This window comes from Sedimentitalea sp. XS_ASV28 (assembly GCF_041224545.1).
Lineage (GTDB): Bacteria > Pseudomonadota > Alphaproteobacteria > Rhodobacterales > Rhodobacteraceae > Sedimentitalea.
This window is the reverse complement of sequence record NZ_JBGFGP010000130.1, coordinates 101,123-114,038: the sequence shown is the minus strand read 5'-3', so window position 1 is coordinate 114,038 and position 12,916 is coordinate 101,123. Positions and strand designations below refer to the sequence as shown.

Genomic DNA, 12,916 nt, shown 5'->3' with positions numbered 1-12,916 from the left:
ACCTTAGCTGATCGGCGCGCAGACCGTCGCTCCGGCCTCGGTCGTCGCCAACTGGTATCCTGCGATACAGCTTGCATTGCCTGCCTTGTCGAATGTCGGCTGGACATAGACCGGGGCGGGCTCTGGCTGCGCACACGCAGCCAGACCCAGAGCAACCACACCCAATGCGAAAAGCTTGAATTTCATGATCTTCCACCTTCTCGTTGTCAAAAGAAATTCACCACCTGGTTGAATCTCCACTCACGATACGTCGTCAAATTCAAGCTGGCAACTGCGCAGAACACAACAGGAAGCAGCGAAGCCGGATCTTGCCACCGCCGCCCGCCACCGCAACGCAGCGGCGCACCATCAATCGATGGCAATATTCTCCCCCCTGAGGGTGCTGGCCTGAAAATCACCGTCAGACGACACGGCGCAGGATCGACGGGTCCGGACCGCAACAGACGCGCGGCCCGGGATCAGGTGACACCGGCCCCGAGTTACCCCGCGGCCCTGACCGCCCGTTGCGTCATCACCTTGGTGATATGCGCCCGGTAATCACCGCTGCCGTGAAGGTCGGAAATCATGCCATCCCCAGACAGGCTCAACCCGTCGATCGCCTCGGGCGCAAAATTGTCGGACAGTGCCGCCTCCGCTTCACTCCAGCGGAATACGCCGTCCTCCGACGCGCCGGTCACGGCAACCCGCACCCCGTCGGCAAATCTTGCGACGAATACACCGACCAGAGCAAAGCGCGACGCGGGCTGTTCGAACTTCTGGTAATTCGCGGCATCAGGCACCGGAAAACGCACTGATGTAATCACCTCTCCCTCGTCCAGCGCCGTGGTGAACATGCCCTGGAAATAGTCGTCGGCAGCAATCTCGCGCGCATTTGTCACGATCGTCGCCCCGCTCGCCAATGCCGCCGACGGGTAACAGGCCGCCGGGTCATTATTCGCCAGACTCCCCCCGATCGTCCCCCGATTGCGCACCGCCGGATCACCGATATTACCGGCCAGTGCCGCCAGCGCCGGATAGGCCGATGCCGCCTCCGCCGCCACAATCGCATGCGGGGTACCGCCGCCGATGGTGACGACACCGTCGGCGCTGCTGACCCCCTTCATCTCGGCGATGCCCGTCAGACTCACCAGCCGCGACGGGCTGGCCAGCCTCTGCTTCAGCGTCGGGATCAGCGTCTGTCCGCCGCCAAGAGCCTGCGCGTCTTCAATCTTCAGCGCCGCGACCGCCGCGTCGACACTGTCCGGCTTGTCCACTTCAAAACTGTACATCTCAGTCCTCCCGGAAGAGGCCACGCCTCTTCATCTTTGTGCAAATACTCCGGGGGGTCCGGGGGGCTGGCCCCCCGCCCCGCGGTTTCAACTCAACCCTGCATCGCGGCCCAGACCCGCGACGGGCTGAGCGGCATGTCGATGTGAGTCACGTTCTTGCCAGCCGATTGCAGCGCATCAATAACCGCGTTCACCACCGATGGCGGCGATCCGATGGCACCCGCCTCGCCACATCCCTTCACACCAAGCGGATTGTGCGTACACGGCGTGCAACTGGAATGATCCACCTCGTAGAACGGCAGGTCATCGGCACGCGGCATGGCATAATCCATGTAGCTCGCGCTCAGCAACTGGCCCTCGTCATCATAGATGCAATGCTCCATCAGCGCCTGCCCGATACCCTGAGCCAGACCGCCATGCACCTGGCCGGATACGATCATCGGATTGACGATGTTGCCGAAATCATCCGCCGCGATCATCCGCTCGATGCTCACCTTGCCGGTCTCGGGATCAACTTCGACCTCGCAGGCATAGGCCCCCGACGGATAGGTAAAGTTCGACGGATCATAGAATGCCGTCTCTTCCAGGCCCGGTTCGATATCCTCGAGCGGGTAGTTATGCGGCACATAGGCGGCCAGGCATACATCCCCCCAGGCCACCGATTTGTCGGTGCCCGCGACGCTGAACGCCCCGTCCTTCAATTCGATATCGGCCTCGGCGGCCTCCATCAGGTGCGCCGCGATCTTGCGGGCCTTGTTGATGATCTTCTCGGTCGCCCGGACCATGGCCGACCCCCCCACCGCGAGGCTGCGCGACCCGTAGGTCCCCATGCCCATCGGCGCGTTCGCGGTGTCTCCATGCACGATCTCGACCATGCTCTCATCGATCCCGATCATCTCGGCAATCACCTGGGGAAACGCCGTTTCATGGCCCTGACCATGCGAATGGCTGCCGGTCATCACGACCAGACCGCCAGTGGCGTTGACCCGCACCGTGGCACTCTCATAGAGCCCGGCGCGCGCACCCAGCTGCCCCACAAGGTTGGAGGGCGCGATGCCACAGGCCTCGATATAGCAATTCACACCCAGCCCGCGCAGCTTGCCCTTCTTCTCGCTTTCCGCACGGCGCGCGGCAAACCCCGCAATATCCGCGATCTCCTCCAGCTTGTCCATCGTCGCGTTGTAGTCGCCGGTATCATATTCCACCGCAACCGGCGTCGCATAGGGAAACTCGGTGATGAAATTCTGCCGCCGCAAGGCGATCGGATCGACGCCCAGCTCACGCGCCGCCTTGTCGATCACACGCTCCAGCTGATAGGTCGCCTCGGGGCGTCCTGCGCCGCGATAGGCATCCACCGGCACCGTGTTGGTGAACACCGCCTTGACATTCACATAGATCAGCGGCGTCTTGTAATTCCCCGCCATCAGCGTGCCATGCAACCAGGTCGGAACGCTCGGTGCAAAGGTCGAAAGATACGCTCCCATATTCGCAAGGGTATCCGTCCGCAGCGCCACGAAATTGTTATCCGCATCCAGCGCCAGCTCGATCTTGGTCACGTGATCGCGCCCATGCGCATCCGACATGAAGGCTTCCGAGCGCGACGACGTCCACTTCACCGGCCGGTTGACCGCCTTGGCCGCGAATGTACAGAACGCCTCTTCCGCATAGTGGAAGATCTTGGTGCCGAATCCGCCCCCCACATCGGGCGCCACCACCCGCAGCTTGTGCTCGGGGATACCCAGGACAAAGGCCCCCATCAAGAGCCGGATGACATGCGGGTTCTGGCTGGTGGTGTACAGCGTGTGATCGCCGGTGGCGCGGTTGAAATCCCCCACCGCCACGCGCGGCTCCATCGGGTTGGCCACCATGCGCTGATTGACCAGCTCGAGCGTCGTCACATGCGCCGCCCCCTTGATCGCCGCATCGACCGCATCGCGGTTCTCTTCGACAAAACCCCAGTCATAACAAAGGTTGTTCTTCAGATCGTCGTGAACCTTCGCCGCGCCCTCTTGCAGCGCCGCCTTCATGTCGACGACCGCCGGCAATTCCTCGATATCCACCTCGATCGCCTCGGCGGCGTCGCGCGCCTGCGCGTAGGTATCCGCCACGACCGCGGCGATCGGATCGCCCACATGCCGTACCTTGCCCTGCGCCAGCACCGGATGGCCCGGCTCCTGCATCGGCTCCCCATGCCGGTCGGTCACCTGCCAGCCACAGGGCAAACCGCCGATCCCCTCGAAATCCGCGCCGGTAAAAATCCGGACCACGCCCGGCATCGACGCCGCCGCCGAGGTATCGATCCCGTTGATCCGGCCATGTGCCACATCAGAGCGCAGAAAATGCACATAGGCCTGGCCACGCACGTTGATGTCGTCGGTGTAATTTCCGGTCCCGCTCAGAAACCGCACGTCTTCGCGCCGCTTGGTGCTGGCGCCGATGCCACTGTCTTTGGGCATGTTCACTGTCCTCCCTGGATGTCCGGCGGGGCCTCCGCCACTGTTCGAAATGCCGGGCCGCGCACCCGACCCCCTTCATCTTTGTAAAAATACTCCGGGGGTCCGGGGGCTGGCCCCCGGCCTTATTCTGCGGCGATGGCGGCGACGTCCTGTCCCGACGCCGCCATGATCGCCTTGACGATGTTGTGATACCCGGTGCAGCGGCACAGGTTGCCTTCGAGATAATCCCGGATCTCCGCCTCGCTGGGCTTCGGGTTGTCCCGCAGCAGCGCCGCCGCGGACATCACCATGCCGGGCGTGCAGAAACCGCATTGCAGACCGTGATGATCCTGAAAGGCCTGCTGGATCGTGTTGAGGGTGCCATCCGCCGCGGCCTGCCCCTCGATCGTGTCGACTGTCGCGCCGTCCGCCTCGACTGCGAACATGGTACAGGATTTCACCGCCTGGCCATTCACATGCACCACACAGGCACCGCATTGCGACGTATCGCACCCCACATGCGTCCCGGTGAGCCCCAGGCCTTCCCGCAGAAAAGCGGCCAAGAGCGTACGCCCCTCGACCGACCCGGATTTCGAAACACCGTTAACCGTCATGGTCACATCAACCATCACATTCCTCCCTGTGCATAGCGTCAACTTTTGCAGGATTTAAACACGCCGCCCCGGCATTTAGAACAAGAATTTTATAGGACTTTAGCATAACACCACCGCTCAGCCCCCGGGGCGTCGCGGTTGTGGACGGGTGGGAATTTCCTTGAGCAGGCCGCCGACTCCCATACCCATGATGTCCTCGGGGCCGATGCCGACGCCGCAGATCACCCGTTCCAGAATCCAGTCCACGCCGCTCACCGCCGGCGAGCGTGCGCTGCCCGGCAGGCCGATCACCCTGCGCGTGCCGATCTGCCCCAGAAACAACAGGTTGCCGGGATCGACCGGCATGCCGAAATGAATGATCTCGCCGCCCGCCCGCCGCACCGCCTCGGGCGCCACGTCACCCGGATCAGAGGTCGCGGAGCCGGTGAGAACCAGGATCAGCTCCGCCTCGCTTGCGCGAATCGCCTCCGCCAGCGGCGCCACCCTGTGCGGTACGAATGCAGGGCCCGAAAGCTCGACCTGCAACCGGTCCAGCCGCCCCTGCAGCATACGATAGCCCTTGTCACCCGGCGCTGCGGGAGTCGGGCCGGAAACGAGGGTCTCGATGAAGGCCGCCCGCGTCACGACCGGTCGTTGCAGACCGAGTGCCCCGCACGCCATCTCGCAGGCCCGCTCAAGGGCCTTACCCGGCACCGCATAGGAAATGATCTTGACGGTCGCCACCATGCCGTCCGCGTCCATCCTTTGCCAGCGGGGCACGGTCGCGACCGTCACCATCGGATGCACATGGTTGACGCGATCGATGGCAGCCGCGTCGATCCTGGCGAGGCCCGGCCCGTCCGCCAACAGGTTGACACGGCCGGTAAATGGCGCGCCCGCATGCAGGCCAACCGCGCCCGGATCCGGCACAAGCGCCCGTGCAAGCGCCGCCGCCGCGTCGTTTTCGGCGATGTCGCCCGGATCGAGCCGCGCCACCGTAACCTGCGTGAACCCGGCGGCGGCCAGTGCTGCGGCGTCGGCCTGCGACAGGATCTTGCCCTTGCGCAGCCGCCCCCCCGGCAGACGCACCGAGTGGGCGAGCACATGCCCCACCGCTTCGGCCAGCGGAACCGGGCCAAACCTCATCCCTGTCTCAGGACCTGTGTCATCTGCGCGAGGATCGAGACCGCGATCTCTGCCGGTCCCGCCGCGCCGATATTCATCCCCACCGGCCCGTGAATGCGCGCGATCTGTTCGGCGGAAAATCCGGCCCGCGTCATGCGTTCCACCCGCTTTGCATGGGTTCGGGTTGATCCGAGGGCACCGATATAGAATACCCCGGACGCAAGCGCGGCCTCGAGCGCCGGGTCGTCGAGCTTGGGGTCGTGGGTCAGCAGGACCAGCGCCGTGCGCGCATCCAGCCCAAGCCTGGCCACCGCCTCGTCGGGCCAGTCCTGCAGGATGGTTTCCCCCGGAAACCGGGCCTCCGATCCAAACGCGTCACGCGGATCGATCAACACCGGATCATAGCCGGCAATCCGCGCCATGGGCACCAGCGCCTGCGCGATATGTACCGCGCCGACGACGATCAGGCGCAAGGGCGGGTTGTGCACCGCGACAAAGGTCTGCCCGTCCTCTTCGAACCCCGAGCGATCCATCCGCATCCGTTGCGGATAGCCGTCCCGCAGCAGCTGTCGCGACCCGGTCTCAAGGTTGACCTCATAGGCCACCGCCTCGCGTCCGGAACGCGCGGCCACCAGCTCCGCAAGCAGCGGCTCGGGCAGCACCGGACCGACAGGCTCGACCAGTACCCGGATGGTGCCTCCACAGGCCAGGCCGACCGCAAAGGCGTCATCGTCGCTGACCCCGAATTCAAGCACACGATGCGCGCCCTCCTCGAGCGCCTCCAGCGCCTCGACGATCACCGCGCCCTCGACACATCCGCCGGACACCGATCCCTCGATCCGCCCGTCGCCGCCGATCACGAGTTGCGAGCCGACCCGGCGGGGCGCACTGCCCCAGGTCTGGACGACGGTGGCCAGGACCGCGCCGACCCCCTCGCGATGCCAGGCCAGCGCGGTTTCGGGACTGCTGTCAAATCGCTCCATCTCGGTCCTCCCCCGGGCATCGACGCCCCGGCAATATAAGGTTGCAACCACGCGAACACAAACCTCGCGCCTCTAGCGAGGCGCGTCCAGAAGCCCCATCAGGCGCAGCTTCTCGCCGGCATCCTCGGGACGTGAAATCACCTCCGCCAGTTCCTGAAGCGAGGCGACGGAATGACCGGCGCGAAAGCTGTCGACATGGGGCAACATTGCGGCAATACCCCGCGCCCTGGGGGCAAACCCGTCCCACCGCAGCAAGGGGTTCAACCAGATCAGGCGGCGCGCGGACAGATGAAGGCGCTCCATCTCGCGCCCGAGCGCCCCGGGATCGTCACGATCCAGACCGTCGGTGATCAGCAGGACCACAGCCCCCTGCCCCATCACACGGCGCGACCAGTCGCGGTTGAACCCGTGCAGGCATTCACCGATGCGCGTGCCGCCTTCCCAATCCTGCGCCTCGGCCCCGGCAGCCGCCAGCGCCGCATCGACATCGCGCTGGTTCAGATGGCGCGTGATATTGGTCAGGCGGGTGCCAAAGGTAAAGGCATGCACCCGCGACCAGCCCTGGCCCCTGGCATTCGACACCGCATGCAGGAAATGCAGGATGATACGGCTGTACTGGCTCATCGAGCCGGAAATATCGCAGAGCACCACGAGATTGGGCCAGCGCAATCGCGGTTTCAGATGTGCCAGGCTGCGCAGTTCTCCTCCCTGGCGCATGCTGGCGCGCAGGGTTCCGCGCCAGTCGATCCGGCGCCCTCGCGGGCTTGCGACGCCCCGCCGGGACGGGATCGGTTGCACCGGCAGGCTCAACCGCGCGAGCATCCGCTTGGCCTGGGCGATCTCGTCGGTGCTCATCTGCTCGAAATCCAGGGTCCGCAGCTTTTCTTCGGCGGACATGGTCATCGAGGCGTCGACCTCGATCAGGACGTCGTCCTCGGGGGTGTCGTTGCCCTGTTCCGGCAGGTCGGGCGTGATCCCGTCGAGCAGCGCCTCCGCCGCGCGCTTCTCGGCGGCTTGTGCGCTCCTGTCTTCCTGAACGCCACGGATGGCGGGCAGCAGCATCGACATCATGTGCTCCATGAACCGCGGATCGCGCCAGTAGAGCCGGAAGATCTGGGCAAAGACCACCCGCTGCTCGGGCTTGTTCACAAAGCAGGCATGCAGGGTCCAGTAGAAATCGCGCCTGTCTGTGAACCCCGCCGCCTGGACTGCGCGGATTGCATCGATCACCCGCCCGCTGCCGATCGGCAACCCCGCCTTGCGCAGGGCGCGCGCGAAATGGGTGATGTTGTGAACCAGTTTGGGATCGTCGGGAATGTCCAGCGGTGCGTATTCGGGCATTCAGCTTTCATGGGGGCGCTGCCCCCATACCCCCGGAGTACTGGCACAAAGATGAAGACAGGCCGCGCCGATCATGCGGGTTCCAGGGTGGCCCGCGCCTCGTCGAGGATGCGCTTTGCCTCGGAGCCCTGCAGTTTCTGGATATCGTCCTGGTATTTCAGAATCGCGCCCAGGGTGTCGGCGATCACTTCGGGGCTGAGGTTGATCACGTCCAGCGCCAGCAGGCACTTGGCCCAGTCGATGGTTTCGGCAACGCCCGGTTTCTTGAACAGGTCCTCGGTGCGCAGGCTCTGCACGAAGGCGACGACTTCGCGGCTCAGGGTTTCGGAGGCTTGCGGCGCCCGGGTCTGCAGGATCTCGATCTCGCGATCGAAGTCCGGATAATCGACCCAGTGATAGAGGCAGCGGCGTTTCAGGGCGTCGTGCACCTCGCGGGTGCGATTGCTGGTGAGGATCACCACCGGGGGTTCGGGGGCCCTGATCGTGCCCAGTTCCGGGATCGTCACCTGAAAATCGCTCAATGCCTCGAGCAGGAAGGCCTCGAACGGTTCGTCGGTCCGGTCCAGTTCGTCGATCAGCAAGACCGGCGCGCCGTTCTCATCCGGGCGCATGGCTTCGAGCAACGGGCGCTCGACGAGATAATCGCTGCTGAAGAGTTCGCGGTTCAGGGCGTCACGATCGGCCTTGCCGGTCGCCTCTGCCGTCCGGATGGCGATCATCTGGGCGGGAAAGTTCCATTCGTAGACGGCGCTCGCCGCGTCCAGCCCTTCGTAGCATTGCAACCGGATCAGGCGGCGGTTCAGCGCAGCCGCGAGCGCCTTGGCGATCTCGGTCTTGCCGACGCCGGCCTCACCTTCGAGGAACAGCGGGCGGCGGAGCTTGAGCGAAAGGAATACGACCGTGGCCAGGGCGCGTCCGCAGACATATCCCTGTCGGGAGAGCAGCGCCTGCACGGCGTCGATGGACGTTGGTATCTGCATGAAACCTCCATTTGCGTTCTAAAGGTCATGAATGCGCGGTGCCGTCAAGCACGCTGCCCTGCGACCTTGGTCCAAGGGAAATGCCGCAAAGACCGGATCGATTTGCCTCAAATCCGGCATGATTGCCGGCGATCATTGACGCTGATTCCCACGAATGGCATGACTTGTTTCACAAAAACGCGGTATTGGCTTGGCCCCATCGCCCACAACACAGGCAGACGCAATGGACCTTGGCGAACAGCAATTTGGGATGCGGATCACCGCCGTCACCTGCGTCAAGAACGAAGGGCCCTTCCTGTTGGAGTGGATTGCCTATAACCGGCTGATCGGTGTCACGGATTTCCTGATCTATTCCAATGATTGCAGCGACGGAACCGACGACTTGCTCGATGCGTTGGCTGAACGGGGTATCGTATGCCACCTGCCCAACCCAGCAGAGGGGCGCAATTATCAGATGGAGGCGCTCAAGGATGCGCGCCACCAGGACCTCGTCACAGCGGCCGACTGGGTGTGGATCGCCGATGTGGACGAGTTCCTGAACATTCGCGTGGGCGATCACACGATCCCGGCACTGATCGAAGCCTGCGGCGATCCGCAGGCGATTTCGGTGACGTTCCAGTTCTTTGCCAATGACGGGATCGACCGCTTTGCCGATCTCCCTGTGATTTCGCAGTTCAACCGGTCGCATAACCCCGATCTCTGGTGTGGTGAATTCGCAATCGAGGTCAAGACACTGGTCCGCAAGGATTTTCCGCTACAGTATTTCGGCGCGCACCGACCGTTCTTTCGGGGCAGGCTCGCTGCGGAAAAGCGGCCGCGCTGGACCGATGGATCGGGGCGTGATGTACCTCATCGGTTCCTGGTGGCGGCCAATCCGCGTCGGATTCGCCGGTTTCCGGCGCGGGGCGCGCGCGCGTTTGCGACGCTGAATCACTATGCGCTGCGGTCGCTGGACAGTTATCTGGTCAAGAATGATCGTGGCGATGTGAACCGCGAACACCGCGCCTTTGACGATACATACTGGCGTGAGCGCAATGACACCGCGCATGAGGACCGCAGCATCCAGCGGCATATGCCGGCGCTGGAGGCGGCGCTGGCGCAGCTGCGCAGCGATCCGGATATCGACGCCCTGCACCGGACATGCGTCGCGCGGCATGTCGCCCGCCGCGATGCGCTGTTGAGCGAGCCGGCCTATCGCGACATGCGGGAGACATTGCGCAGTGCCCATCCCCTGCCACCGCAGGAAGAGGCGCTGATTGCGACGCTGGATCTGGCCGGATGACGCTGGCGGTTGTCAATCTGGGCTTGCCGAAATCCGGCACCACCACGCTGGCCAAGGCGCTGCGGATGGCGGGGTATGTGGTGGCCGATCATCGTCTGCGCGGCCGCAATAGGCAGGATTCGGCGCAGAAGGGCACGCCCGTCGCCGACCTGCTTTATCGCGGCCTGTACGAGACCGGCGATCCGGCGGCGTATCTGACCGGGATCACCGCCCTGTCCGAGATGAGCGTGCTGCGCGGCGCGAAATCGCTCTGGCCGCAGATGGATTTTTCCTTGCTGCTCGCGATCAGGGCACATCATCCGGAAGTGCGTTTTCTGGCCTCGCGACGTGACGCTTTCGAGTTGTCCCAATCCATGCTGGCCTGGTCCAACCTGGGTCTCGCGCGCCTGCCCGACAGCGCGATCCCCGGCCTGCCCCAGGGGTACGGAGAGACCACCAAGCAACGCATGCAATGGGTCGAGGGCCACTATGCCGCCCTGGCCCGGTTCTTTGCCAATGATCCCTGCTACCTTGAGTTCGATATCGCCGACCCGGCCTCGCGCGAGCGGATCTCGGCCTTTCTGGGGCGCGACCTGCCCTGGTGGGGGCGGCTGAACGCCAACCCGATCCGCGAAGAACTGAGACGCCAGTGATGCGCATCTGGCTCCATATCGGCCTGGATGCGCCGGTCTCTGACCGTATCGGGCAGGTGACGACCCTGTGTCACGATCAGATGGCCGAGCACGGCATTCTGCATGCCCGCCGGGCCGGTCCGACCCTGTTCGAGGCAATCCGGCATATCGAAGGTCCGGAACCCGCGCGAACCGTGCATCAACAGGCGCTGCGCGATCGTTTTTTGCAGGACATGGAGCGGGACATTGGGTCCCATCGGCCACGCGCCCTCATCCTGTCCGATGTCCGTTTGGGATGGCATGTCAGCCGCAAGGAAGAGCTCGAACGGATCAAGACCCTGCTCGCTCCGCTGTCCGACGACATCCGGATCGTCGCGCAGGTCGAAGAGCAGGCCAGGGCGTTCGCCCGGCATCATGCCGAGCAGGTTCTGAAAGGCCGCCGGGCCTCATTGCAGGACGACCTCGGGCTGGTGATGCAGGATGGCGCGGCGTCGTCCGCCCTTGCCCCGGATGTTGCGTCGTCTGGCCACAGGCTGTCCTGGCTGGACTACAGGGCGCTCGCGGATTTCTGGGGGTCCGCCTTCGGAACCGCGAATGTCACGCTGCATCCGCAATACCGCGCGGCGCTGGCGGCCGAGACCGCACCTGATGCCATCCGCAAGCTGTTTGACATCACGCCGGATCTGGGAACCGTGTCGGCGGCCCCCTTCCCGCCATGTCCGTCGGCGCGCTGGCTGGTGCGGGCGCGCCAGATGAACATCCTGTTTCACCGCCTGACCGAGCGCGGCCAGAAGGTTATTCCGCCTGACCTGAGGCAGTCGCTCCTTGCGGAGCTCGAGATTGATGGCGAACCTGTCCAACCGGGGGCGTTGCACATGCTGTCCGCGCGTTTCGCATCGGACAACGATGCACTCATCGCAGCGCATCCCGCACTTGCGGTGGACGATCTGCGCCCCGATCCCGCACTGGACCGCTGGAACGAGCCCGACCCCGGCAACGGGTTTCGCGCCACGCAATATCTTCTGGCCTTCATGTACCGGATCGACAAGGCCACCTCCGAAGCCCGCAAGAGCAAGCAAAAACCGCGCAAGGCCTCCCCCGCGCCGCCGCCGCTGAGCGCAGGCGCGCGCGCCATCATGCCGCCGCTCGCGGTTCAGAATTTCGACAAGTTGCGCAAATCGCCCTATGCGCCGCACAACCGGCTGGGCGCTGTCAACGAAGAGGAACGCGCCCCGGTCTACACCGCCGCGCCCCGCCCTGTCCTGCCGCCGGGGTCAACGGGGCGTGTCATCGTCGGATGCATGAAAAACGAAGCGCCCTATATCGTGGAATGGATCGCCTATCACCGTGCCATTGGCGTTGATCATTTCCTGATCTACACCAATGATTGCACCGATGGCACGGACGAGATCCTTGGCCGGTTACAGGAAATGGGCATTGTCGAGCACCGCAACAATGACAAATGGCGCGGCAAGTCCCCCCAGCAGCACGCGCTCAACCTGTCGCGCAAAGAGCCTCTGATCCGCAACGCCGACTGGATCATCCATATCGACGTTGACGAATTCATCAACGTGCGCACGGGAAACGGTACGCTGGACGATTTCTTTGCCAAGGTGCCCGATGCCACCAATGTCGCGATGACCTGGCGCCTGTTCGGGCATAATGGCGTGAAAACGCTGTCGGATGATCTGGTCATCGACCAGTTCGACCGCTGCGCTCCCGCCTATTGTCCGAAACCGCATACGGCGTGGGGCTTCAAGACGATGTTCAGGAATATCGGTGCCTATCGCAAGATAAGCTGCCACCGGCCCAACCAGCTTGTCGAAGAGCGGCGCGACGAGGTGAAGTGGGTCAACGGATCGGGCCATGACATGACGGCCGAGGTCGCCAGAAACGGCTGGCGCAACTCGCGCAAGACCATCGGCTATGATCTGCTTCAACTCAACCACTACGCGCTGCGCAGCGCCGAAAGCTTCCTGATCAAACGCCAGCGTGGTCGTGCGCTGCATGTGGACCGCTCAATCGGAATAAATTACTGGATCCGCATGGACTGGTCCGATTTCCGCGACATCACGATCAAACGCAACCTGCCCCGCCTGCGCGCCGAATACGACCGCCTGCTGCGGGACAGGATCCTGCGCAAATGGCATGACAAGGGCCGCGCGTGGCACCGCGCCAAGGCCGATGAACTGCACGCCACTCCCGAATTCAACGCGCTTTACAAGCAGGCCCTGACGATCAAGCTCACCGAAACAGAACGCGTCGCCTATGCGCTGGCGCTCGACATGGAGAACTGAC

Annotated in this window: 11 protein-coding genes; 3 read left to right on the top strand and 8 right to left on the bottom strand. The window is 64.0% G+C overall.

Annotated features, from left to right (window positions below):
• Positions 1-3: 3 nt before the first annotated feature.
• The 8 genes from AB9K34_RS11590 to AB9K34_RS11555 all read right to left on the bottom strand — a co-directional run bounded on the left by AB9K34_RS11590 (position 4) and on the right by AB9K34_RS11555 (position 8,725).
• Positions 4-186 (bottom strand): hypothetical protein, encoded by a 183-nt coding sequence (locus AB9K34_RS11590; protein ID WP_369954587.1) that lies wholly within the window; start codon positions 184-186, stop codon positions 4-6.
• A 293-nt stretch (positions 187-479) separates the two neighbouring features.
• Positions 480-1,268 (bottom strand): xanthine dehydrogenase family protein subunit M, encoded by a 789-nt coding sequence (locus AB9K34_RS11585; protein ID WP_369954586.1) that lies wholly within the window; start codon positions 1,266-1,268, stop codon positions 480-482.
• Between the two features lie 92 nt (positions 1,269-1,360).
• Positions 1,361-3,724 (bottom strand): xanthine dehydrogenase family protein molybdopterin-binding subunit, encoded by a 2,364-nt coding sequence (locus tag AB9K34_RS11580; RefSeq protein WP_369954585.1) that lies wholly within the window; start codon positions 3,722-3,724, stop codon positions 1,361-1,363.
• 122 nt (positions 3,725-3,846) lie between these two features.
• Positions 3,847-4,332 carry a (2Fe-2S)-binding protein gene (locus tag AB9K34_RS11575; RefSeq protein WP_369954584.1) on the bottom strand — a complete coding sequence of 162 codons (486 nt, stop codon included), beginning with the start codon at positions 4,330-4,332 and terminating at the stop codon, positions 3,847-3,849.
• Between the two features lie 102 nt (positions 4,333-4,434).
• A complete protein-coding gene (locus AB9K34_RS11570; protein WP_369954583.1) occupies positions 4,435-5,442 on the bottom strand; it encodes a molybdopterin-binding protein in 1,008 nt (335 codons plus the stop codon).
• A complete protein-coding gene (locus AB9K34_RS11565; protein ID WP_369954582.1) occupies positions 5,439-6,404 on the bottom strand; it encodes an XdhC family protein in 966 nt (321 codons plus the stop codon). The genes AB9K34_RS11570 and AB9K34_RS11565 overlap by 4 nt, the downstream gene beginning before the upstream one ends.
• Before the next feature lie 72 nt (positions 6,405-6,476).
• A complete protein-coding gene (locus tag AB9K34_RS11560; protein ID WP_369954581.1) occupies positions 6,477-7,745 on the bottom strand; it encodes a VWA domain-containing protein in 1,269 nt (422 codons plus the stop codon).
• A 71-nt stretch (positions 7,746-7,816) separates the two neighbouring features.
• Positions 7,817-8,725: an AAA family ATPase gene (locus AB9K34_RS11555; RefSeq protein WP_369954580.1), complete on the bottom strand. Its 909-nt coding sequence runs from the start codon at positions 8,723-8,725 to the stop codon at positions 7,817-7,819.
• A 250-nt stretch (positions 8,726-8,975) separates the two neighbouring features.
• On the opposite strand from AB9K34_RS11555, the gene AB9K34_RS11550 reads away from it, so the two are divergent.
• Genes AB9K34_RS11550 through AB9K34_RS11540 form a run of 3 tightly spaced genes read left to right on the top strand, consistent with a single transcriptional unit; the run spans position 8,976 to position 12,915 of the window.
• The gene (locus tag AB9K34_RS11550) at positions 8,976-10,007 is read left to right on the top strand and encodes a glycosyltransferase family 2 protein (RefSeq protein WP_369954613.1); all 1,032 of its coding nucleotides are present in this window, start codon (positions 8,976-8,978) and stop codon (positions 10,005-10,007) included.
• On the top strand, positions 10,004-10,639 hold the full coding sequence (locus AB9K34_RS11545; protein ID WP_369954579.1) for a hypothetical protein: 636 nt from the start codon (positions 10,004-10,006) through the stop codon (positions 10,637-10,639). The genes AB9K34_RS11550 and AB9K34_RS11545 overlap by 4 nt, the downstream gene beginning before the upstream one ends.
• Positions 10,639-12,915, top strand: coding sequence for a glycosyltransferase family 2 protein (locus AB9K34_RS11540; RefSeq protein ID WP_369954578.1), 2,277 nt, complete (start codon positions 10,639-10,641; stop codon positions 12,913-12,915). The genes AB9K34_RS11545 and AB9K34_RS11540 overlap by 1 nt, the downstream gene beginning before the upstream one ends.
• The last annotated feature ends 1 nt before the right edge of the window (position 12,916 follow it).